At 70.0% G+C, this 21,890-nt stretch carries 24 protein-coding genes; 14 read left to right on the forward strand and 10 right to left on the reverse strand.

The features are described 5' to 3' along the window. Positions 1-4: 4 nt before the first annotated feature. The gene (locus ACIO3S_RS21235; protein WP_400467726.1) at positions 5-907 is read right to left on the reverse strand and encodes an endonuclease/exonuclease/phosphatase family protein; all 903 of its coding nucleotides are present in this window, start codon (positions 905-907) and stop codon (positions 5-7) included. Between the two features lie 81 nt (positions 908-988). Then, complete coding sequence (locus ACIO3S_RS21240; protein WP_400467727.1) at positions 989-1,747, reverse strand: hypothetical protein; 759 nt, start codon at positions 1,745-1,747, stop codon at positions 989-991. Between the two features lie 199 nt (positions 1,748-1,946). On the opposite strand from ACIO3S_RS21240, the gene ACIO3S_RS21245 reads away from it, so the two are divergent. Further along, positions 1,947-2,129: a hypothetical protein gene (locus ACIO3S_RS21245; RefSeq protein WP_400467728.1), complete on the forward strand. Its 183-nt coding sequence runs from the start codon at positions 1,947-1,949 to the stop codon at positions 2,127-2,129. Between the two features lie 96 nt (positions 2,130-2,225). On the opposite strand, the gene ACIO3S_RS21250 is transcribed toward ACIO3S_RS21245, so the two are convergent. Next, positions 2,226-2,645 carry an Ohr family peroxiredoxin gene (locus ACIO3S_RS21250; protein WP_400467729.1) on the reverse strand — a complete coding sequence of 140 codons (420 nt, stop codon included), beginning with the start codon at positions 2,643-2,645 and terminating at the stop codon, positions 2,226-2,228. A gap of 55 nt (positions 2,646-2,700) precedes the next feature. Then, complete coding sequence (locus ACIO3S_RS21255; protein WP_400467730.1) at positions 2,701-3,912, reverse strand: MFS transporter; 1,212 nt, start codon at positions 3,910-3,912, stop codon at positions 2,701-2,703. 105 nt (positions 3,913-4,017) lie between these two features. On the opposite strand from ACIO3S_RS21255, the gene ACIO3S_RS21260 reads away from it, so the two are divergent. Further along, a complete protein-coding gene (locus tag ACIO3S_RS21260) occupies positions 4,018-4,587 on the forward strand; it encodes a TetR/AcrR family transcriptional regulator (RefSeq protein ID WP_400467731.1) in 570 nt (189 codons plus the stop codon). A gap of 52 nt (positions 4,588-4,639) precedes the next feature. Here the strand turns inward: ACIO3S_RS21260 and ACIO3S_RS21265 are convergent, their stop codons facing one another. Next, positions 4,640-5,092, reverse strand: coding sequence for a carboxymuconolactone decarboxylase family protein (locus ACIO3S_RS21265; protein ID WP_400467732.1), 453 nt, complete (start codon positions 5,090-5,092; stop codon positions 4,640-4,642). Positions 5,093-5,231: 139 nt separating this feature from the next. On the opposite strand from ACIO3S_RS21265, the gene sigJ reads away from it, so the two are divergent. Continuing rightward, a complete protein-coding gene (gene sigJ / locus ACIO3S_RS21270; RefSeq protein ID WP_400467733.1) occupies positions 5,232-6,113 on the forward strand; it encodes an RNA polymerase sigma factor SigJ in 882 nt (293 codons plus the stop codon). A gap of 13 nt (positions 6,114-6,126) precedes the next feature. Here sigJ and ACIO3S_RS21275 read toward each other — a convergent pair whose 3' ends face one another. After that, complete coding sequence (locus ACIO3S_RS21275) at positions 6,127-6,786, reverse strand: maleylpyruvate isomerase family mycothiol-dependent enzyme (RefSeq protein ID WP_400467734.1); 660 nt, start codon at positions 6,784-6,786, stop codon at positions 6,127-6,129. 148 nt (positions 6,787-6,934) lie between these two features. Between ACIO3S_RS21275 and ACIO3S_RS21280 the strand changes: the two genes are divergently transcribed. Continuing rightward, positions 6,935-7,708: an IclR family transcriptional regulator gene (locus ACIO3S_RS21280; protein ID WP_400467735.1), complete on the forward strand. Its 774-nt coding sequence runs from the start codon at positions 6,935-6,937 to the stop codon at positions 7,706-7,708. Positions 7,709-7,761: 53 nt separating this feature from the next. Continuing rightward, positions 7,762-8,580: a hypothetical protein gene (locus ACIO3S_RS21285; protein ID WP_400467736.1), complete on the forward strand. Its 819-nt coding sequence runs from the start codon at positions 7,762-7,764 to the stop codon at positions 8,578-8,580. A 7-nt stretch (positions 8,581-8,587) separates the two neighbouring features. On the opposite strand, the gene ACIO3S_RS21290 is transcribed toward ACIO3S_RS21285, so the two are convergent. Next, complete coding sequence (locus ACIO3S_RS21290; protein ID WP_400467737.1) at positions 8,588-9,490, reverse strand: hypothetical protein; 903 nt, start codon at positions 9,488-9,490, stop codon at positions 8,588-8,590. Positions 9,491-9,874: 384 nt separating this feature from the next. Here ACIO3S_RS21290 and ACIO3S_RS21295 point away from each other — a divergent pair, with 384 nt between their 5' ends. The 3 genes from ACIO3S_RS21295 to ACIO3S_RS21305 all read left to right on the forward strand — a co-directional run bounded on the left by ACIO3S_RS21295 (position 9,875) and on the right by ACIO3S_RS21305 (position 12,905). After that, the gene (locus tag ACIO3S_RS21295) at positions 9,875-10,747 is read left to right on the forward strand and encodes an alpha-lytic protease prodomain-containing protein (protein WP_160026293.1); all 873 of its coding nucleotides are present in this window, start codon (positions 9,875-9,877) and stop codon (positions 10,745-10,747) included. Between the two features lie 214 nt (positions 10,748-10,961). Beyond that, complete coding sequence (locus ACIO3S_RS21300) at positions 10,962-11,834, forward strand: S1 family peptidase (protein ID WP_400467738.1); 873 nt, start codon at positions 10,962-10,964, stop codon at positions 11,832-11,834. 210 nt (positions 11,835-12,044) lie between these two features. After that, a complete protein-coding gene (locus tag ACIO3S_RS21305) occupies positions 12,045-12,905 on the forward strand; it encodes a S1 family peptidase (protein ID WP_400467739.1) in 861 nt (286 codons plus the stop codon). Between the two features lie 46 nt (positions 12,906-12,951). Here the strand turns inward: ACIO3S_RS21305 and ACIO3S_RS21310 are convergent, their stop codons facing one another. Further along, positions 12,952-14,151, reverse strand: coding sequence for a glycosyltransferase (locus ACIO3S_RS21310; protein ID WP_400467740.1), 1,200 nt, complete (start codon positions 14,149-14,151; stop codon positions 12,952-12,954). A gap of 348 nt (positions 14,152-14,499) precedes the next feature. On the opposite strand from ACIO3S_RS21310, the gene ACIO3S_RS21315 reads away from it, so the two are divergent. Continuing rightward, positions 14,500-15,342, forward strand: a complete 843-nt coding sequence (locus ACIO3S_RS21315) for a hypothetical protein (protein ID WP_400467741.1) — start codon at positions 14,500-14,502, stop codon at positions 15,340-15,342. Here the strand turns inward: ACIO3S_RS21315 and ACIO3S_RS21320 are convergent. After that, positions 15,326-16,219 carry a class I SAM-dependent methyltransferase gene (locus ACIO3S_RS21320; RefSeq protein ID WP_400467742.1) on the reverse strand — a complete coding sequence of 298 codons (894 nt, stop codon included), beginning with the start codon at positions 16,217-16,219 and terminating at the stop codon, positions 15,326-15,328. The genes ACIO3S_RS21315 and ACIO3S_RS21320 overlap by 17 nt on opposite strands. A 34-nt stretch (positions 16,220-16,253) precedes the next feature. Between ACIO3S_RS21320 and ACIO3S_RS21325 the strand changes: the two genes are divergently transcribed. Then, positions 16,254-16,985 (forward strand): oxidoreductase, encoded by a 732-nt coding sequence (locus ACIO3S_RS21325; RefSeq protein ID WP_160026298.1) that lies wholly within the window; start codon positions 16,254-16,256, stop codon positions 16,983-16,985. Between the two features lie 272 nt (positions 16,986-17,257). Here the strand turns inward: ACIO3S_RS21325 and ACIO3S_RS21330 are convergent, their stop codons facing one another. Then, the gene (locus ACIO3S_RS21330) at positions 17,258-18,052 is read right to left on the reverse strand and encodes an HAD family hydrolase (RefSeq protein ID WP_350838983.1); all 795 of its coding nucleotides are present in this window, start codon (positions 18,050-18,052) and stop codon (positions 17,258-17,260) included. Positions 18,053-18,176: 124 nt separating this feature from the next. Here ACIO3S_RS21330 and ssd point away from each other — a divergent pair, with 124 nt between their 5' ends. From ssd to ACIO3S_RS21350, 4 genes are read left to right on the forward strand one after another with little or no spacing between them, the layout of a single operon-like run. After that, on the forward strand, positions 18,177-19,232 hold the full coding sequence (ssd, locus tag ACIO3S_RS21335) for a septum site-determining protein Ssd (RefSeq protein ID WP_400467743.1): 1,056 nt from the start codon (positions 18,177-18,179) through the stop codon (positions 19,230-19,232). Next, the gene (locus ACIO3S_RS21340) at positions 19,229-20,395 is read left to right on the forward strand and encodes a TadA family conjugal transfer-associated ATPase (RefSeq protein ID WP_350838980.1); all 1,167 of its coding nucleotides are present in this window, start codon (positions 19,229-19,231) and stop codon (positions 20,393-20,395) included. Before ssd ends, ACIO3S_RS21340 begins: the two co-directional genes overlap by 4 nt. Beyond that, a complete protein-coding gene (locus tag ACIO3S_RS21345; RefSeq protein WP_400467744.1) occupies positions 20,392-21,165 on the forward strand; it encodes a type II secretion system F family protein in 774 nt (257 codons plus the stop codon). Before ACIO3S_RS21340 ends, ACIO3S_RS21345 begins: the two co-directional genes overlap by 4 nt. After that, positions 21,162-21,878 carry a type II secretion system F family protein gene (locus tag ACIO3S_RS21350; RefSeq protein WP_400467745.1) on the forward strand — a complete coding sequence of 239 codons (717 nt, stop codon included), beginning with the start codon at positions 21,162-21,164 and terminating at the stop codon, positions 21,876-21,878. Before ACIO3S_RS21345 ends, ACIO3S_RS21350 begins: the two co-directional genes overlap by 4 nt. Positions 21,879-21,890: the final 12 nt, after the last annotated feature.

Consider the following 21,890-nt stretch of genomic DNA (forward strand, 5'->3'; position numbering starts at 1 on the left):
GGGCTCAGGCGATGTCGGAGAGTCGCAGCCTGACCTGGTAGAACGCGCCGTGGTCCGTGGCGCGACGGGCCGACGGGCCGGAGTAGACCTGGTAGCGGTCAGGCCGCAGCGACGGGCTGAGGAACGCCTGGTCGATCGGTGCCCGGCGGGCGGTGGCGCACTTCTCATGCGTCGCCAACGGACTCACCAGACCGGTCCCCGGCGAGGTCAGGTCGCACAGGATGTCGTTGCGCTGGTTGAAGTCACCGGCCACCACCATCGGCACCTCGGCACGCGCGACCACGCCCTCGACGATCCGGGCGTTCAGCTCGCGCCACTTCTTCTGACCAGGGGCGGACGGGAGGCTCGCTGGGAAGTGCACGGGCAGGACCCCGACGCGCTGCCCCGAGGAACGCTCCTCCAGCACGACCACCGGCGCGCTGACCTGGGCGCCGTGGCGGTAGTACATGGTGACCGTGTCCTTGCTGACCAGTCGGAAGACCGAGCGCCGGTAGAAGACTGCGTCATCGGTGGCGTCGGGCGTGGAGACGAGGCCGAACTCACGACCGAACGACTCGAAGGCCTCCCGCTGCGGTGCCTCCACCTCGGCGAGCACGCCGAAGTCGATGACCGTACGCCGCAGGTGACCCACCACGATCCGCATCCGCGGCACACCGTCGAGCCGGCCGGCGGCAGCGCCTCCGGGCGCCGTGTGGTGGTCCGCCCAGGCATTGAGCCAGGCGAAGCGCTGGAAGCCGGGCTGTACCGGTCCGGCCTGAGCGACCTTGACGGTCGGGCCGGCGGAGGCGGTCGTCGGGACCAGGAAGCTCAAGGCGGCGGCGATGACGCCGCACAGCGCGACCGCGGGCACGACGGCCCGCCATCGGTGGCCGAGCTTGGCGAGACCGTCCGAGGCAGTGGGGGACACGCCTACCGACGGTATGAGTCCGCCGTGTGCGCTGAACCAAACGCTTTCGAATACTCGGAAACCTCGGGTGAACCTGCGGGTCTACAGGTCCATGAAGATCAGGGCGCCCGCGATGTCGGCGGTGCCGTAGTGGAGGTAGTCGTCGACGGTCGCCTCCGGGACGCCCTTCTGTGCGGTCACGAAGCCGACGACGACCGCCTTGGAGGAGTCCTTGGCGACCCACTTCCCGATCACGTCGTCCGCGATGAGACTGCCGGTGGGCAGGTCGAAGTCGGTCTCCTTGACCGACTCCGCGGCCGCCGTCGCCTCCGCCTCGCTGTCGAAGACGTAGATCACCCGGAGCATCCGCAGCTTGCCGCCCTCGGCGTCGTGGATCCCCATCGCGGCATAGTCGCAGCCCTTCTTCTCCAGGGCGGCCGACGCGATCGGCCCGCAGTCCGGATAGTCCTGGGCGGCCACGTACGTCGCGTTCATGCTCACGTCGCCGAGCTTGAACCTCCAGTCACCCTCGAACAGATCGGCGGCCAGCCCGCCCGGGGCAGGAGCGGTCGCCGACGTGCTCGGCGTGGCCGTCACCGTCAGCGGCCCCGGCTTCGCCGTCGGGTCCTCCTCACCGCGGAGCAGGACGAGGGCGGCCGTGATGATCACGCCGATCACCAGCACCACCACGATCGCCCCGAGCCCGATGACGATGGGCCACGGGTTGTGCGGCTTCCCCGGCGGCGGTGGCTCTCCCGCGCGAAACGAGTTCTCGTTCGGCGGCCGGCCAGGCTGGAGGTTCGGCGCAGGAGGCATCGCGCCGTACCCGTCCGGCGGCGGTGGTGGTGTCGGCGTAGTCATCGGACCCCCTGGCCGAGTAAAGATTCACGTAGGAGAAACGTTCCCACGCGGTTCCACGATTCTCTCGTACGCCCCCACACCCGCTGCTACTTTCTGCGATGCGCCGACGGGTGGGCGCCGCCTCGGCCATCACGCTCCACAAAGGATCCCCATGCGTCCTCGCCTGACCACGTCCGCCTTCTTCCACGTGAGCCAGTAGATGGCGACGAAGTGGAAGGTCCTCATCGTCGCCGGCGCGTTCCTGGCGATCTGGGTGATCCTGGAACTGCTCGGCTTGATGGCCGACGTGATCTTCGGAGCATTCCTGCAGAGCTATCCGGTGGCGCTGGCGATCGTTGCTCTGGCAGTTGGCTACCTTCTCGGCCGCGACAGCAACCGGTAGTCCTGAAAAGTAGTCCGAGACGCTCCCGCCCATCTACCCGGAGGTAATGGGCCGGAACGTCCCGGACTTTCTCGGTCGGGCCGGAGATGACCCAGATCAGCCCGCGATGAGCTCCACGGGGATGTTGCCCGCGGTGGCCTTCGAGTACGGGCACAGGGTGTGTGCGACCTCCATGAGCGTCCGCAGGGTGATGTCGTCGACGCCGGCGGCGGAGGCCCGGAGGACTGCGCTCAGGTTGTGGTCGCCGTTGTCGGCGGTCACGGTGACCTCGGCGGTGACCTCGGTGTCACCCAGCTTGATCTGACGGTCGGCGGCCGCCTTGCCGAGCGCGCCGCGGAAGCAGGCGGACCAGCCTGCGCCCAGGAGCTGCTCGGGGTTGGTGCCGGCGCCGTTGCCGCCGAGCTCGACCGGGTAGGCGTGCACGACGTCGAGGTTGCCGTCGGGCGTGGTGCTGCGGCCGCCGTGGCGGCCCTCGCCGACGGTGGTGACGACGGCCGTGTAGCTCTTGCTGGTCATGGATGGTTCTCCTTTTCTGATCCCTGGCGGTCGCCAGGGAGGTAGGTGGGTGCGCTCAGGCGCTGACGGCGGCGGGTCGGGTGGACTCGCGGCGGCCGAGGCCGGTCTGGACGACGATGCTGAGTGCGGCGATGACGATGAGGGCGCCGGCGTACAGCTCGAACGTCGGGATCAGGCCCCAGCGCGCAGCCAGCTGCCCGGCGACGATCACGGGAACCCCGAAGGAGAGGTACGCGACGGTGTAGATCCCTGCGAAGACGCCGGCCCGGTCCTCGGGCTGGATGTGCGGGACGATGAGCCGGAGCTGGCCTCCGAAGGCCCCGCCGAATCCGAGCCCCCCGACGACGGCTCCGAGCCACAGGACCGGAAGGGCCGTGGTGAGCACGCCGATGACCACGACGACCATGCCGAGGAGCACCAGCGTCTTGCCCGCGATGGTGCTCCGACGGGCGGGGTGGCCGGCGAAGTAGAAGCTGGAGACAGCGGCGACGAACGGGCCTAGGAACGCGGTGAACCCGGTCACGAGACCGCCGTCCAGACCGAAGTGGAGTCGCAGGACCGCCGGTGAGAGGCCGAGGAAGAACGCCGGGGTCATCCAGGCCGCGACGTGGACCGGGATCCCGGCCAGGAACTCCGCGCGGACGTTGCCGGGGATGCTGATCCGAGGCGTCAGCGACCGCCAGGCGCCGGGCCGGCGCGAGGAGGTCTCGCCGGTGAGCGCGACGAAGACGATCGCCAGCGCCATCACCAGGGTGAGCGCGCCGAACACGATGGTGTTGGCGATCGGCGTGAACTGCACAGCTGCGCCGGTGGCGAGTGCGCCGAGGGCGAGACCGCCGGCTACGGAGGCTGCGGCGAGGCCGCCCGCGAGCTTCTTCAGATGCGCGGGAGCGTGCTCGACGATCGCCGCGCTGAATGCGCTGGTGGCCAGCCCGGTCGCGATGCCCTGGACCGCGCGGGCGACGATCACCCAGCCGATGTCGGGCGCGGCCAGGAAGCCGACCATCGACAGCAGCTCCCCGGCCAGCGCCGCGACGAGGACGGGCCGGCGGCCGAGGTGGTCGGAGAGAGAGCCGCCGACCAGGAGCGCGACGAGCAGGCCGAGGGCGTAGACCGAGAAGGCGAACGTCAGGGTGCCGGCCGAGAAGCCCCACTCCTGCTGGCGGACGGAGAGCAGCGGCGTCGGAGCGCCGGCCGCGAAGAAGAAGGCCGCGAAGATCGCGGCGAGCCCGGCGAACGCCGCCGTGGGGCTGAGAGGTCGAGACATCGAGGACTCCTTAGACAGATCGGTCTAACAACAGGAGTCCATTTAGACAGATCTGTCCAAATCTTGTCAAGAGATTTAGACAGACCTGTCTGATATTCTTCTTTCATGAGCACGAAGAAGCCATCCGCGCGGCAGCGCCTGCTGGATACGGCCGACCGCCTGTTCTATGCCGAGGGCGTGCACACGGTCGGCATCGATCGGATCATCGAGGAGGCCGGTGTCGCGAAGGGGTCGTTGTTCTACAACTTCTCCGGCAAGGACGCCCTGGTCGCGGCGTACCTCGAAGGGCGCCACCAGAGTCGGCGCGAGCGCACGGATCACCATGTGGGCGCCGCGTCCGATCCCGTCGAGAGGCTCCTCGCGGTCTTCGACGCTCTCGACGAGGTGGTGCACCTCCCGACCTACCGCGGTTGTCCGTTCGCCAATGCCAGCGTCGAGGCAGCAGAAGGTAGCGCCGAGCTGGCCGCCCTGAAGTCGTTCCGGGGCTGGTTGCGGGAGATGCTGCTCTCGCTGACGGTCGAGGCCGGGTACGCCGAACCGGAGGTGGTCGCCGATCGTCTGCGCCTGCTCTACGACGGCGCCGTCGCCAACGCCCAGCTCGACGCGCACCTGGAAGCAGTCCGGCTGGCCAAGGAGCTCGCCCGGATGGTGCTGGAGTCGTCCCCGCGTACATGAAGGACGCAGCGGGCCCGGACGCGCGTGCGTCCGGGCCCGATCTCGTCGCCTGTCAGGGGGCGACGGGGTAGTGGCTGGAGATCGCGATGCGGTTCCAGGCGTTGATCGCGATCGCGACCCAGGTGATCGCGGCGATCTGCTTGGCGTCCAGGATGCTCTCGACGTCCACCTTGGGGGCCGGGGAGGTGTGCAGGTCGCCGATGCGGGTGATCTGCTCGGCGATGGTGAGCGCGGCCTGCTCCTCGGGGGTGAAGTACTGCGACTCCCACCACGCGGCGACGAGGGCGAGGCGGTCGGTCGTCTCACCGTTCTTGAGTGCGTCCTGGGTGTGCATCCGCAGGCAGAAGGCGCAGCCGTTGATCTGGGAGGCGCGGAGCTTGACCAGGTCGACGGTGAGCCGGTCGAGGCCGGCGACGGTGATGGCCTCCTCGACCGCCTCCTCGACGGCCATCTGGGCCTTGTACGCAGCGGGGAAGAGCTTGGTGACGTTGACGTTGGCGAGCATCGGTGTCCTTCGGGTCTGGCCCGCCACAGCGCGGGCACTCGTCAGGTTGACGAGGTGGCGGATGCGAATGTGAGGTCGCCACCTCACATTCGCGATGTCTCGCTCGTCACACTGGGTGAACCCTGAAGGAGATGCCACGATGCCTGACATGGACGACCTGGGCGAGGTGATGATCGAGCGCCGCCGTCTGATCGCGCTCGCCTACCGCCTGCTCGGCACGGTCGAGGAGGCCGAGGACGCGGTCCAGGAGACCTATCTGCGGTGGTATCGCCTCTCCGACGACGAGCGGGCGGCGATCGACAACCCCTCCGGCTGGCTGAGCCGCGTGACCAGCCGGGTCTGCCTCGACGTTCTCAAGTCGGCGCGCAGCCGCCGGGAGAGGTACGTCGGTCCCTGGCTGCCCGAGCCGGTCCGACCGGGTTTCCTCACCGCCCCCGAGGATCCGGCAGACCGGGCGACCCTGGACGACACGGTGAGCACCGCGCTCCTCGTCGTGCTCGACGCGATGACCCCGGCCGAGCGGGTCGCGTTCGTGCTCCATGACATCTTCGCCGTCCCGTTCGGAGACATCGCCGGGGTGGTCGGCCGCTCACCGGCCGCGGTGCGGCAGCTCGCCGCCTCCGCACGCCGCCGGGTCGCCCAGCAGCGCGACGACGTCGCCCCGCTACCGGAGCACGACGACGTCGTACGCGCCTTCGTCTCGGCCACCGCCGGCGGCGACCTCGGCCGGCTGGTGACGCTGCTCGACCCGTCGGTCACGCTCCGCTCCGACGGCGGCGGCCGGGTCAGCGCGGCCCGCAACCCCATCGTCGGGCCGGAGAAGGTGGCGCGGTTCCTGCTCGGCGTGCTCACGAAGCGGCCGAGCTGGGAGGTCCGGACCGAGGCCACCGCCGACGGCCTCGGGTTCACGTTCGTCGAGGACGGCGCTCACCGCGGCGTCGCCAACCTCCGGGTCGCCGGCGGCCGGGTCACCGACGTCTGGATCGTCCTGAACCCGGACAAGCTTGCTCGCTGGAGCTGATCCCAGGACAAGGTCACAGCCACGGCCCGAGGGTCGGCGCGTCCACCAGGTCGTGCGGTCGCCCGGCGAGCCAGGCGGCCACGTCGGGAAGCGGGCCCTCGACGCCGAGCAGGTCGTCGTCGGAGAGTCCTCGCTTGATACGGATCTCGACGGCGAGGGCGAGCAGGAAGTCGTCGGGCAGGTCGGCGAAGGTGATCCCGACGCCGAGGTCGACGGCGTGGACGAAGACCTCACGGGCCCGCATCCACGGGACGTCGCTCGCCTTCCGGGTGACGAGCTGGGCGGTGATCACCTCGTGCTCCCACTGCTCGGCGGTGAGCCGGTCCATGGCCGCGTCGAGCTCCGCGGCGCCGCGGAGATACCACGCGCGGAGCTCCTCGGCCGGACGCGTCGCGGCTGCCTCGATGTCAGCGTTGCGCTGCTCGGTGGAGGCGTACATCCGCTTCTCCACGCCGGTCTCGGCCCAGGAGATCAGGTTGCCGAGGGCCTCGGCGTTGGCGGCGACGTGGCCGACCAGATGCTTGCGGGTCCAGCGCGGCAGCTGCGAGTCGCCGTCGAACGCGGAGGGTTCCAGACCGTCGATGGCACCGGTCAGCAGTGCAGTTCCCTCCGTGACCCAGCGGCGGGCATCCTCGAACGTACGCGTCGGGTTGGTGCCGATCAGGACAGACATCGCAGTGTTCCTCACTTGTCGAACCGGGTGCGTCGGGAGGCGTCGCCTCGGCGACGTGGCCATTGTCACAGCGGCCTCCCCAGGTGGGTCAATCTCCTGCGGAGGCGAGCGATAGATGCTTGGTTTGGTGTGATCAGGAAGAGGTGGGATGGACAAGCCGCTCAAGACCCGGCCCCCGTATGCGATCACCAGCGTCGACCACGCACTCAAGCTGGCGACGATCCTCCAGCTCGAAGGCCGCCTGACCGTCTCAGAGGCGGCGGCTCGGCTCGACGTCGCCCGCTCCACCGCCCATCGGCTGCTGGCGATGCTGGTCTACCGCGACTTCGCGGTCCAGGACGAGGACAAGGTCTACCGGGCCGGACCGGTGCTCGAGCTGGCGGCTCACTCCCGCTCGACCGCATCCCGGCTCCGTCAGGTCGCGCTGCCCCATCTGCAGCGCCTGGTCGACCTGCTGGGCGAGTCCGCCAACGTCGCCGTACGCACCGGTGACACCTGCCGCTTCATCGCCTCGGTCGAGTCGCCGCAGTCGCTCAAGGTCGGCTCCCGTGAAGGCATGGTCTTCCCCGCCCACCGCACGACCGCCGGCCTCCTGCTCCTGGCCCAGATCTCCGACGACGAGATCGCCTCGATCTACTCCCGGGAGAGGTACGCCGACCACCTGGCCGATCGCCCGGACGTCGACGCGCTGCGTACCGAGCTCGAGCGCGTACGCCGCAACGGCTTCGCCTTCAACGACGGTCGCTCCGAGCGTGGCGTGGTTGCCGTCGGCGTCCCCGTCCGTGGCGCCGGCGGCGACGTCGTCGCGGGGATGTCGATCTCCATGCCCAGCGTCCGCTACGACAAGGAGTCCCTGCCGAGCGTCGTCGCCACGCTGATGTCCGGCGCAGCGGCTCTGGAGCGTGACCTGCGTCAAGGGTGATCTGCGTCAAGTTGGCCCCGGTAGCGTCGGTTCGCGAGTTAACCTTGAGGTCGATGAGTGACACTCCCCCCTCCAGCGACACCCGACTCTCGAAACCCGCCCGCATCGATTGGATCGCGACCACCGCAGGCGCCCTCGCTGCCGTCACCTCCGCTCTGCTGCTCTCCACGCTCGGTGCCGTCGGCACCCTCCTCGGGGCGGCGATGGGCAGCGTGGCGGCCACGATCGGCACCAACCTCTACGGGCAGTGGCTCGCCAAGAGCCACCAGAAGGTGACCAGCGTCCAGGCTCTGGCCCGGTGGCGGTCCGCCGGGCTCGCCGGCGTACGCACCGGCTCGGAGCCCGCGACCGAGCCGGCTTCGGACTCCGTGGCCGAGGCGGCGGAGATGGCCGAGGGAGACGGCGACGCCGAGCCGATGCCGTCGTGGCAGGAGCGCCTCAAGACTCTGCCCTGGAAGCGGATCGCGCTGGCCTCGCTGTCGATGTTTGTGGTCGTCGTCGCCGTGATCACCGTCTTCGAGCTGCTGGCCGGACGCAGCGTCAGCTCGATCACGCGCGGCGGTGACGGCGGCACGACGATCTCCCGGGTGACCGGCGGCGGCTCGGAGCAGGGCGACGAGAAGCAGGGCGAGAATCCGTCGCCGGGCGCGACCGCGACTCCCGAGGAGTCCGCGAGCCCGAGCACCGAGCCCTCGGAGTCGGCCGAGCCGTCCGAGTCGGCCACGACGGAGGAGCCGAGCGCCGAGCCGTCGACCTCGACCGGGTCGAGCGCAACGCCGTCGGCGCAGCCGAGCGAGAGCGGCAGCGCCTCGACCCAGCCTTCGCCCACGGTAGGGGCATCACCTGAAGCAGGGGACCAGGCGACCCCCTGAGACCGGGTCACATCCGGAAGAGGATCTCCGCGCCGAGGTCGGTGTTGCCGTAGGAGGTGTACTCCTTGCCCTGGGCCTCGGTGATGCCGTCGCTGGCCGTGACCATGGTGTAGACGACGTACTTGCCGTAGTCCTTCACCTTGAACCAGCCCTGGGTGTAGCCGGGCAGGAAGGCTTCCGTCGGCGGGATCACGTGCCGCGGCTCGGTCTTCGCAGCGGCCTTGCCGGCGGCCTCGACGGTGCTGAAGTCGTAGATGAAATGGGTCATCCGCAGGTTGCCCCGCTGAGCCTTGTAGGAGACCCGAACGGCGTAGTCGCAGCCGAGGTTGCGGATCGCGGGCTTCAGCGTCGCCTTGCAGCCGGAGTAGTCCTTGCCGCTCAGGTAGCGGGCCTTCAGGTTGACGTCGCCGTAGGTGAACTCCCACGGGCGGGGGACGTCGGCCTTGGAGAGGTGTTCGGGGCCGATGGTCGAACGCGAGCTGGTGGCGCCGTCGCTGGGGTCGGCCGCGGAGGTCCCGGGCCAGTCGGGATTGCCGCTGGACTCGCCGCCGACGTCGGAGCTTCCGCCGCCCTGGCTCGCCGACTCGCTCGGTGTCCTGTCGGCCGAGGCCGTGTCGCTCGCGGTCGGTGCTCCGGCGGTCGTGGCCGCGTCGTCGCCGCGGGTGAACAGTGCGTAGACGACCACGCCGCACACGACCACGAGTCCGAGGGAGACGGCGATGGTCAGGACCTGGCGCAGCGGCCCGCCCTGGCCGGCGCGCTCCTTGCGGGCGTTGAACGCCGGCCGGTTGCCGCTCTCGTCGGAGAGCCCGATCAGCCGCTCGTTGTAGTCGAAAGGGGCAGGCTGCTTCTGCGGCTCCTCGTCAGGCGCGCCCGAACCGGGGGAGCCTGGGGGCGGCGGATACGGCATGGGGTTTGTCTACCATCTATCAACAGTCGCCACGCCGAAGGTTTGGAAGCCGGACGGAATCCCGCCCGAATCCTCGCTCGAGCAGCGAGATGAACACGGATACCCACCGTACGCGGCCCAGGACCCGGGCACCTACAACTTGGCAATGCTTACCCAATCCTCTTCTTTCGGCTCGGCGCCGCAAACGCTGCGGAATCGCGTGTTGCTGCATTGCAGGAATTCGATGAACGAGTCTTTGCAATGCAGATTCTTGGGGAATCGAATGTGGTGCGGGGCAAGGAAAAGAACACGAAACTCAGTTACCCGCCCCTGGTAAGCCGCGAAACCCGTGGTTCCGGGTGCGGAAGCCCACAACACGTGGGCCTTTCCCCCAGGAGGAGACGAATGAGGTTCCAACGCACCACCTTCCGTCCCCGCACGATCGCCGCGCTTGCCGCGGGTGTGGGTCTCGCGGCCTCCGCCGCCGTCGCCGTCCCGGCAGCCGCCGCGGATGCCGAGTTCAGCAAGGCCGAGGTCGCGTCGGTCAAGTCGGCCGTCGCCGAGTCCGCCCCGGTCGGCTCGTCGTGGTACACCGACCCGGCCACCAACAAGGTCGTCATCACCGTTGACGAGACCGTGTCCGCGGCCGAGATCGCCGAGGTCAAGGAGGCTGCCGCCGAGAAGACGAGCCAGGGCGACCAGGCCGTGACCGTCAAGCACACCAAGGGCGAGTTCAGCCCGCTCATCGGCCCCGGCGACGCCATCTACGGCGGCGGCTCCCGCTGCTCGCTCGGCTTCAACGTCAAGGTCGGCGGCGCCGACTACTTCCTGACCGCGGGCCACTGCACCGACGCCGTCTCGACCTGGTACGCCAACTCCTCGCAGAGCACGCTCCTCGGCTCGACCGCGGGCTCGAGCTTCCCGGGCAACGACTACGGCATCGTCCGCTACAACTCGACGATCTCCAAGACCGGTGGCTTCACCGCGGGCACCGCTCGGGTCGGCCAGAGCGTCACCCGTGACGGCTCGACCACCGGTGTCCACACCGGCACCGTGACCGCGGTCAACGCCAGCGTCCGCTACGCCGAGGGAACCGTCAGCGGTCTGATCCAGACCAACGTGTGTGCGGAGCCCGGTGACTCCGGCGGCGCGCTCTACTCCGGTTCGACCGCGCTGGGTCTGACCTCCGGCGGCAGCGGCAACTGCTCCACCGGCGGCACCACCTTCTTCCAGCCGGTGACCGAGGCGCTCAGCGTGTACGGCGCCACGATCTACTGATCAAGCACGAGTACGCCGCGGGGTGAGGTGGTTTGAGCCACTTTGCCCCGCGGCGTACGAAATTTGGTCGAACTGCGAAAGTTTTTTGCCTACGACTGGCCGATGTGGTGTCTACAACGACATACTCACAGTTGACGTGTTCGGGCACATCGCGGTGGTCGTGCACGTGGCGCGCGCTACCGGGGCGGGCGCCTGGTCGTCCCAGGAGGAACGCATGAGGTTCACCAGGTCACGCAGCCGACTGCTCGCGGCAGCGGTCGGTCTAGGGCTGGCGGCTACCGCCATGGCCACGCCGGCGGTCGCTGCGCCCGCGGAGACGGGGGCCAGCGCCAAGGCGCTGGCGGCCGCCTACGCCGCCGTCGACTCCGCGGTCAGTAGGTCCGCGCTGTCCGGCATCGCCTGGTACACCGACGAGGCCACCGGCAAGGTGGTCGTGACCGCGGACTCCACCGTCCCCGCCTCCGCGCTGGGCACGTTGACCCGGACGGTCGGCGCCGACGCCGACGCGATCACGATCAAGCGCGCCAAGGGCGAGTTCAAGCCGTTCCTCGGGCCTGGAGACGCCATCCACGGCGCGGGGACCCGGTGCTCCCTCGGGTTCAACGTGCGCAGCGGTGGCACCCACTACTTCCTCACCGCCGGTCACTGCGCTGAAGACGTGGGGACGTGGTACACCAACGCCGGTCAGACCACCCGGATCGGGCCGACCGTGAAATCGAGCTTCCCGGGCAACGACTACGCCCTGGTGCGCTACGCCAACGACTCGCTGAGCCACCAGGGCGGCTACTCCGTCGGTGACGCGCGCGTCGGTCAGCGGGTCACCCGCGACGGCTCGTCCACCGGCGCGCACTCCGGCCGGGTCGAGGCGCTCGACGTCTCGGTCCGCTACCGCGGGTCCGGCACCGTCCGCGGCATGATCCAGACCGACATCTGCGCGGAGTCGGGCGACTCCGGCGGCCCGCTCTACGCCGGCTCGACCGCCCTGGGGATCACCTCGGGTGGCTCCGGTGACTGCTCCTCGGGCGGCACCACCTTCTACCAGCCGGTCCGCGAGGCCGTGAACGCCTACGACGTCAACCTCTACTGATACGCAGCCGAAATGGGGCGAAGTGGTTCAGACCACTTCGCCCTATTTGGTAATGATTTCCGCCTGGCGGTGAAATTTTCTTCCGTGGCGTAGCCGACCGATCGACCCGTCGACATACTCCCGAGAAGGCGTGCTCGGGCACATCGCGGTGGTCGGGCATTCCTGGCGCCTGCAACCACGCGGGTGCCTGGTCGTTCGTAGGAGGAACACATGAGGTTCACCACGTCCCGCACCCGTCTGGCCGCAGTCGTCGCCGGTCTTGGTCTGGCAGCTACCGCTGCCTCCACGCCGGCTGTCGCCGCACCGGATCACAAGGAGTTCAGTCCGAAGGCGTTGGCCGCGGTCAATTCCGCTGTCGACAAGTCGGCCGTATCCGGCATCGCCTGGTACACCGACGCCGCGACCGGCAAGGTCGTCGTCACCGCCGACTCCACCGTCTCGAAGGCGGAGCTCGCCAAGGTCACCAAGGCCGCCGGCACCGACGCCGAGGCCCTCACGATCAAGCGCACCGCCGGCAAGTTCACCACGCTGCTCGGCGCCGGCGATGCGATCTACGGATCCGGCTACCGCTGCTCGTTGGGGTTCAACGTGCAGAGCGGCAGCAGCTACTACTTCATCACCGCCGGTCACTGCGGTGACGAGGTTCCGACCTGGTACGCCAACTCGGGCCAGTCCACCCTGATCGGCCCGACGGTCTCGTCGAGCTTCCCGGGCAACGACTACGCCCTGGTTCGCTACGACAACCCCTCGCTCTCGCATCCCGGCGGCTTCACGGTCGCCGATGCGTACGTCGGTGAGCGGGTCACCCGAGACGGCTCCACCACCGGCGTCCACACCGGCACCGTCCAAGCGCTCAACGTCACCGTCCGCTACCAGGGCTCCGGCCGGGTCAGCGGCCTGATCCAGACCAACGTGTGCGCCGAGCCCGGTGACTCCGGCGGCGCGCTCTACGACGGCACCAAGGCCCTCGGCATCACCTCGGGCGGTTCCGGCAACTGCACCACGGGCGGAACGACCTTCTTCCAGCCCGTACGGGAGGCGGTCAACGCCTACGGCGTGACCATCTACTGATCCATCGCTGGTCGAGCCCCGCGTGTGGGCTCGACCAGCGACCGTCTCAGACCGCGACCGGGATGAGCGCCGAGTCGGCGGAGTCCTTGATGAGCCGGGCGTACGCGTCGAAGAGCCGCTGCTCGGAGAGGCGCTGCCGGTTGCGGAAGATCCGCTCGAAGTGCTCCTCACGCTGGGCGAAGGCGGCCTTCCAGGACTCGGCCATCTCGGCCGGGTCGAAGCTCGAGACCAGACGGAGGTCACCCACCATCGCCGGAGCGTCGCCGACCGGCGTGGTCACCGGGACCGCGCCGCAGGCCATCCCCTCGAGCAGGCACAGCGGGGCGGCCTCGCCGAATGCCGAGGTGAGCGTGATCAGGTCGGCGGCGTTGTAGAGCGGCGCCATCTGGCTCTGGATCCCGAGGGCGTGCAGGTTGGTCTCCAGCGCCGCCCACGCGCCGAGCTCCTCGTTGATGAGCTGGGCGAAGGCCGGGTTGTCCGCGGTCATCCCGGCGCCGCACATGACGAGGTGGGCGTCGGGGTGCTCCTGGACGAACCGGCGCGCGGCCCGGACGAAGAGCGGGATGTTCTTCATCTCGTCGAAGCGCGCCGCGATCATCACCACGGGTGCGTCGCCGTCCACGCCGAGCTCGGCCCGCTTGCCGGCCCGCAGTTCGGCATCGGTGCGGAACTTGTAGAGGTCGACCCCGTTGGGGAAGACCGGCAGCCGCTCCAGCGGGATCCCGGTCGCCTCGTGGTAGGCCCGCTGGGTCGACTCCGCACAGCACACGGCAGCGGTCAGCAGCCCGGCTCGGTCGAGGTCGATGAGCTCCTGCACTCCCGCCCCCTGGTGCTCCGGGTCGGAGCGGTGCAGGCAGGTGATCAGCGGAGTCCCGGACGTACCGACCCTGCCCAGCACCGTGAGCGGCTGCTCCTTGAGGGAGAGCACCACGTCGGCCTTGGCCACCGACTGCGCCACGCGCTTGAGCTGGCTGGCGGTGATGGGGCCCGTCGGCGTACGTCTCAATGCCCGCACCGGGACGCCGGCCGAGGTCAAGCGGCGGTAGGAGTTGTCGGAGGAGATCCGCTGCGCGGTGAACTCGCGCTGCACGCGGTCACTGAGGCTCAGCACGCTGTGCCGCTGAGGCGTGGTGGCGTCGAGCGCGCGGACGACTGCGGTGTGCAGGATCCGGGCGCCACCGGCGAAGAAACCTTCGTACAGGGAGAGGACGGAAGGGCCGTCCTCGAGGTATGTCACGGTGGACATGTCGACCTCACTTTTCCGCAGGAGGCATCGCCCGAGCGGTGATGATGGTGGGGCTACGGCAGAGATATGCGGCTTCGTGCGGACGCTAACGTGTCCGTGGGCGCATCCCAAGACATCATCGGCTCGGGGCGAAGGATTTCACTTGATCGTCATCTTCACGCGCGCATCGTAGGAGCGACGGAGGATTTATCGAAACCGGCGGGGATCCGGGCTCGATTTACGGTATCTGATGTGGCCTTCGTCACGCTATGCGTTGCTCGACATTGCTCGGTGAACGATTGGCGCGGGTCTCGGACGCGCTGCCGGATAGGCCCCCGACGGTGGCCGGATCCCGCTACGTTCAGGCATATGACGACCGAGGTGACGACGTATCGCTATGTCCGGTTCGCTCTGTGCTGTCTGCTCGCGGGGCTCGCGATCTCGGTGGGTGCCGAGACGATCACGAGCGGGGAGTGGCAGACCTCCATCTCGTCCTACTACTACACCCCGGCCGGCCCGGTCTTCACCGCGGTGCTGTGTGCGCTGGGCGTGTGTCTGGTGGTGCTGCGGGGCTATACCGACGCGGAGGACACCGCGCTCAACCTCGCCGGGCTCTCGGCGCCGATGGTCGGCTTCGTGCCGACCCCGGAGATCGGGCAGCAGATCGACAAGGCAGCCATCGTCAACAACGCCTGGAGCTATCTGGCGGTGATGGCGATCGGCTGGGTGGTCGTGCTGATCTTCGGGCTCCGCAAGCGTGCTGCCGCCGGTGCCTGGCCCTCGCGCTGGGGGCTGATCGGTCTGGTCTCGGTCGCCGGGGCGTGGGTCGTCGGCGTTGGCTGGTTGCTGATCGACCAGGAGAGCTTCGCGGCCAAGGCGCACGGGCTCGCGGCGATCTTCACCTTCACGCCGTTCGCGCTGGCGGTCGTGCTCAACACCGACTGGGGCGTACGGAAGATCGCGCAGGAGGCCGACAAGGCGCGTACGCGGCTGGACAAGACCTACTGGGCGCTGGTCGTGGCCATGGTGGTGCTGCTGGCGGCCGGCATCGTGCTGGGTCTGACCGGCTGGAAATACTGGCTGCTGGCGACCGAGGTCTCGCTGCTGGTCTGCTTCGCGATCTTCTGGATCATCCAGAGCTTCGACCTGATGGACCCGGAGCGCGACGCGCTCACGACGCGTCCGCGCGACCCTCTCACCGGAAGTCGATGAGCAGGTCGTCGTCGCCGTTCTCGGGGTCGGTGATGACGCGGGGGAGGCGTACGGCGGTGTCGGTGCGCTTGGCCAGCGGCACCTTCGGCTCCGGCTCCTCGTCCGTCTCGACGACTTCGACGGTGTGCTTGATCTGGGCGTGCGGGAGCACCTGCGTCCGCCAGGCGCGGCAGTTGTAGGGCAGTTGCATGCCGTCCATACCGCGGCCGTAGTCGTCGTAGAAGGCCAGCACCTCGCGCCGCTTCTGCTCCTGGGCCTCCGGCTCGAGGGTGGCGATGTTGGAGCGAGACTGGACCAGGTCCTGGATCGAGTGGCGGTCGACGACCTGCCAGTGCCGGAACGTCTGCGCCTCGACCGCGGAGAAGGACCCGGAGTCGTCGAGGATCGAGGTCGGGTCGAAGCCGCCGTCCTGCTTGCCGATCAGCTTGCCGAGCTTGCGCACCCAGGGGATCCGCTCGTCGCGCTCGTTCTGGACCACGGCGAGTCGTCCGTCCGTACGCAGCACCCGCCCGATCTCGGCCAGCGCCTTGGCATGGTCGAACCAGTGGAACGCCTGGCCGACGACGACCACGTCGTAGAGGCTGTCGCCGGTCGGGATCTGCTCGGCGATGCCGCTGGTGGCGCGTACGTCCGGGAGCTTCCCGGAGAGGATGTCGAGCATCGCGTCGTCCGGGTCGGTCGCGAAGACGTCGTGGCCCAGGCCGACGAGCACCTCGGTGAGCTTGCCGGTGCCGGCGCCGAGCTCGAGGACCGCGCACGGCTCCTCGCCGACCAGCCACTTCACCGCATCCACCGGGTAGGACGGGCGCCCGCGGTCATAGCTGTCCGCCACGCCTCCGAAGGAGCGTGCCGGGTCGGGGTTGGCTGGGTCCGTCATCTCGGTCAGGGTAACGCGCGCTTAAGGTTGACGCGTGAAGGACGATCCGCTTGCCCGGTTGGTGTCGCTCGAAGGTGTGGCCTCGGGCTTCGCCGCAGCTCGTGACGGTATCGACGTGATGCTGCGTGACCGGGGACTGCGGCGTACGTCTCCGGAGACCACCGCCGAGTCGCTGTTGCGCGGTGCGCACGCCTCTGCCGTGCTGGAAGGGTCCTCGTCGTCCTTGGGTGAGGTTCGCGCCTCCGGTGGGGACGCGATCGCGCAGGACGCCGTGCGGCTCTCGACCGAGCTGCTCTCGCTGGTGCCGGTGGTGAAGCACGCGCCGCTGCAGGCGTTCGCGCGGCTGCACGCGCTGGCGGCTGCGGGGTCGCTGGACGCTGAGGAGCTGGGCCGTCCACGGTCGGCCGAGTCGGCCGAGCGGTTGCGGCGTCTCTCCGATCTGCTGCTCGCGCCGACATCCGCGCCCGCGCTGGTCGTGGCGGCGTTCGTGCACGCCGATCTGGCGACCGCTGCTCCGTTCGCGTCCCACAACGGTCTGGTCGCGCGTGCCGCAGAGCGGCTCATCCTGGTCGCGCGCGGCGTGGACGAGAAGTCGCTGGTCGTGCCCGAGGCCGGCCATCTGGCGCTGCGTGCCGCCTACGAGTCGAACCTGCGCGGCTTCCGCGAGGGTGGCCAGGCGGGGGCGCACTCATGGCTGTTGTACGCGGCCGAGGCGTACGCCGCCGGGGCCGAGGCCTCGCCGCTGCGCCTGGACGCGGCCGAGTAGAAGGTGCAAAAGCAGGTGGCACCCGGTGGGTTGTGAGCACCGGGTGCCACCGCTGACACGAGTGTTTCTGGTTACCAAGCGTGCAAGGTCTGGTCACTGCGTCGGGATTTCTCCCCGGCTACAGCACCCCATCAGATGGGTGGATCGCCGCGTGGGTGCCTGTCACTCGTGTGCGTCTTGTTACACCTCTGTTTCTACGCTGATCGACAGCCAGATTCAAGGCTGGAAATTCTGCAGGATGAGGAGGATGATGGCGCTTCTGCAGAATCGGCTCAGGCGCCGAGGCGACGGCGCTTCGTGCCCGCCCAGATGACGCCCCCGGCGATCGCGACCGCGCCCCCGACGGCCAGTGCGGCCAGGGTCGGCGTGGACGGGGTGAGCACGCGGCTGCGCAGCGCGACAGGCTTGTTGAAGACCAGGATGTCCCAGCCGCGTTCCTTGGCGGCCTTGCGGAGGTCCTTGTCGGGATTGACCGCGAAGGCGTGGCCGACCTCCTCCAGCATGGGCAGGTCGGTGACGGAGTCGGAGTAGGCGTACGACTGCTCGAGGTCGTAGCCGAAGCGCTCGGCCAGCTGCTGGACCGCGCGGGCCTTCTCCTCGCGGTAGGCGTAGAGCGCGATCTCGCCGGTGTAGCGGCCGTCCTCGATCTCCATCTGGGTGGCGACGACGTGGTCGGCGCCGAGCATCGTGCCGATCGGCTCGACCAGCTCGGTGCCGGACGCGGAGACGATGATGACGTCGTGGCCCTGGGCGTGATGCTGCTCGATGAGCTGCACGGCCTCCTCGTAGACGAGCGGGTCGACCACGTTGTGGAGGGTGTCGGCGACGATCTCCTTGACGGTCGCCACGTCCCAGCCGGTGACCATCTCGGAGAGCGACTTGCGCATCTTCTCCATCTGGTCGTGGTCGGCACCGCCGACGACGTAGACGAACTGCGTGTAGGCCGAGCGGATCATGGCCGCGCGGGTGATCAGGCCGCCGGCCTGGAAATGCTTGGAGAACGCAAGCGTGCTGGACCTCGCGATGATCGTCTTGTCGAGGTCGAAGAACGCAGCGATGCGTGTCATGGGCACATCGTAGACGGCCGTTGGGCGGGCCGATCACCATCCACAGGGTGGGTCCAGGACGGGGTTATCCACAGGTCCTGGATTTGCGAGTGGAATTGTCGGTGTCTCGGCGGATCCTGCTGCCATGACCTCGGAACCGCTCGTCATCACCTCGGACTCGTTGCTCGCCGCTGAGGCGGCTCGCCTGGCCGCCGCCTCCGGCGTCACCGTCGAGGAGTGCACCGACGCCGTCGGCGCCCTGCGTCGATGGCAACGCCCACCACTGATCCTCGTCGGCGCCGACCTCCTGGCGGAGGTGGCCTCGCTGCGTCCGCCCCGAAGAGACGGGGTGTACGTCGTGGGCTGGGGCTCGACCGGCGAACCGCTGCTCCGGGCCGCGCTGGAGGTCGGTGCCGAGACGTTGCTCGAGCTGCCGTCGGCCGAGACCGTGGTCGCCGGGCTGCTCGCCGACGTCGGCGACGGTGAGGGCGGCGACGGCATGGTCGTCGGCGTGCTGGCCGGATCGGGTGGAGCCGGTGCGACGACGTACGCCGCGGCCCTGGCCAGCCTCGGAGCCGACCGCGGATCGACGCTGCTGATCGACGCCGACCGGCTCGGTCCCGGCGCCGGTCGGGTGCTCGGCCTCGACGAGATCCCAGGGGTGACCTGGGGAGATCTCGGGCAGACCGCCGGGCGGCTGGGGGCGCGGGCGCTGCGGGAGGCGGTCCCGCACGTCGGGTCGCTGGGCCTGCTGGGCTGGCCGGGCGGCGACGTGGTGCCACCACGGCCGGAGGTCGTGCGCGAGGTGCTCGCCGCCGCTCGTCGCGGCCATGACCTGGTCGTGGTCGACCTGCCACGTGAGTCCGACGCCGGGACCGAGGCGCTGCTGACCGGCTGCGACATCGTCCTCGTCGTCGTTCGGGCGAACGTCACCGGCACGGCGTCCGCCGCCCGGCTGATCTCCCGCCTTCCCGAGCGCGATCGGGTGCGGGTCGTCGTCCGCGGCCGCGCGGCCGAGCCGGAGGCCGTCGGGCGTGCGCTCGGACTCCCGGTGATCGCCTCGATGTCCGACCAGCGCGGGCTCTCGGAGGCCATCGACCTGGGCCTGGGGCCGATCCGTTCGAAGCGGGCGCCGTTGGCCCGCGCCGCGGCCGAGGTGCTGACGCGCTGCCGGGTCCGCGCCGGGGTGATGGTCGCATGATCGGCGCCGTCGACATCGCACCCCAGGTCGTCGACCTCGTCCGCGACCACCTGGCGCGTACGCCGGGAGAGCTCACCCCGCACCGGGTCCAGGAGGCGCTCCGTGCAGAGGGGCGGATCGTCGGCGACGCGACCGTGCTGGCTGTCTTCGAGATGCTGCGCCGCGACGTGGTCGGCGCGGGGCCGTTGGAGCCACTGCTGCGGTTGCCCGGGGTGACCGACGTCCTGGTCAACGGACCCGATCAGGTCTTCATCGACCGCGGATCCGGCCTGGAGCCCGCTCCGGTCGCGTTTCCTGACGATGACGCGGTTCGACGGCTGGCGCAGCGGCTGGCTGCCGGGGCCGGCCGCCGCCTGGACGACGCCTCGCCCTACGTCGACCTGAGACTGGGCGACGGCAGCCGGTTCCATGCGGTGCTCGCGCCGCTGGCGCGACCGGGCACGGTGATCTCGTTGCGGGTGCCGTCGGCGCGGGCGTTCACGCTCGCCGAGCTGGAGGCATCGGGGATGGTCGTTCCCGCCGTGGCCGATCTGCTGCGGCGGCTGGTGCTGGCCCGGTCCGCCTTTCTCGTCTCCGGAGGAACCGGCACCGGGAAGACCACCCTGTTGGCCTCCCTGCTGTCGCTGGTGCCGCCGGAGGAGCGGCTGGTGCTGGTCGAGGACGCCTCCGAGCTGCGTCCGGACCATCCGCATGTGGTCGGCCTCGAGGCGCGCCCGGCCAACATCGAGGCCGCCGGCGCCGTCGAGCTCCATACGCTGGTCCGCCAGGCCCTCAGGATGCGTCCGGACCGGCTGGTCGTGGGTGAGGTGCGTGGCGCCGAGGTCGTCGATCTCCTCGCCGCGTTGAACACCGGCCACGAGGGCGGCTGCGGCACTCTGCACGCCAACTCCGCCGCCGATGTCCCGGCGCGAGTGGAGGCACTGGCGCTCGCCGCCGGCCTCGGCAGGGAGGCGGCGCACAGCCAGTTCGCCTCCGGTGTGGACGTGGTCGTGCACCTGCGCCGACGTGACGGCCGCCGGGTGCTGACCGAGATCGCGGTCCCGTGTCGCGGAGCCGATGGGCTGGTCCGGATGGAGACCGCCTTCTCGGTGGCCGCCGATGACGTCGTGGTCGCCGGACCGGCCTCGGACCGGCTCGAAGCGCTGCTGGGAGCCGAACGGTGAGTGGGCTGAGCCTCGGGCTGGTCGCCGGCCTGCTCGGGGCCGCCGCCGCGCTGATGCTCCGTCCACGAGCAGCGGTCGGACCACGGTCGCTCGCGTGGCGGGTGCCGCGGTGGTCGTTCCTCCTGATTGCCCTGATCCCCATCGTCTTCCCGGGCAAGGCGGTCGTCGCGGCTGTCTTGCTCGGGATCGCCACCTTCGGAGGTGTCGCCCTGTGGCGGCGCCGCTGCGAGCGGATCGAGGCCGGGCGTACGGCAAACCGTGTCGTCGAGGCCTGCGAGCAGATGGCCGCCGAGCTCGCCGCCGGGCACCCGCCCGGTCCCGCGCTGACGCAGCTCGCCACGGAGTGGCCGGTGATCGAGCCGGTCGCGGAGGCGCAGCGGATGGGCTCCGACGTCCCCGCCGCGTGGCGGCAGGTCGCGGAGGTGCCCGGTGCGGGCTCGCTGAGGGTGGTCGCCGCGGCCTGGCAGATCGCTCACCAGACCGGGAGCGGTCTCGCGGACGCACTCGACCGAGTGGCGCTCGACCTGCGGGCCGCAGCCGCCACTCAGCGGGTCGTCGACGGTGAGCTCGGCTCGGCCCGCTCCACCGCCCGCTTGATCGCGGGCCTGCCGGTGGCGGCCCTGGCGATGGGCAGCGGCGTCGGTGGCGACCCGCTGGCGTTCCTCTTCGGATCGCCGGTGGGCCTGGCCTGCCTCGGTCTCGGGCTGCTGCTCGGCTGGTTGGGGCTGTGGTGGATCGAGGGCATCGCTCGAGGGGTGGAGGCGAGATGACCATGTGGCTTGCAGCCGTCGCGCTCGGGCTGTCAGCAGCATTGCTGCCCGCGCCGGCCTCACCACTCCCCGGCACGGTCGCGACCGTGTCGGATCGGGATGACCCCGGCGGCTGGATGATTCGCTGGCGGCCGTTGCTGGCGCTGCTCGCCGCCGGCGCCGTCTACTCCTTCGTCGGCGGCACGGCGGGTGCCGTACTCGCCGCTCCGGCGGGTGTCGTCTGCTGGCTGGTCATCGGCCGGGTCGAGCCCGCCGAGGTCCGGCGCGAGCGGGAGGCGGCGAAGGCCGAGCTGCCTGCCTTGGTCCGCCTGCTCTCCGCTGCCCTCTCCTCCGGCGCGGCGCCCGCGGAGGCGCTCGTGGCCGTCGCCGCAGCGCTGCCCGGCCCGGCAGCCGCCCGGCTCCTGCCGGCGGCTTCCCGGCTTCGTCTGGGAGCCGATCCGGAGAAGACGTGGCGCACTTTGGTGGACGATCCCGCGTTGGCGCCGCTGGGCCGAGCACTGGCCCGAGCTCAGGCAACCGGTGCCCCGGTCGCCACGACGGTCGAGCGCCTTGCCGACGACCTGACCAGAAGCGCCCGCGCCGAGGTCGAGGACCGCGCCCGCGCGGTGGGCGTCAAGGCCGCCGTCCCGCTCGGCATCTGTCTCCTCCCCGCCTTCCTGCTGCTGGGCGTCGTCCCCGTCGTCGGCGGCCTGCTCTCCAACCTCGGCATCTGACCCAGCCGAGGC

The sequence above is a fragment of the Nocardioides sp. NPDC087217 genome (assembly GCF_044744805.1).
Taxonomy (GTDB): domain Bacteria; phylum Actinomycetota; class Actinomycetes; order Propionibacteriales; family Nocardioidaceae; genus Nocardioides.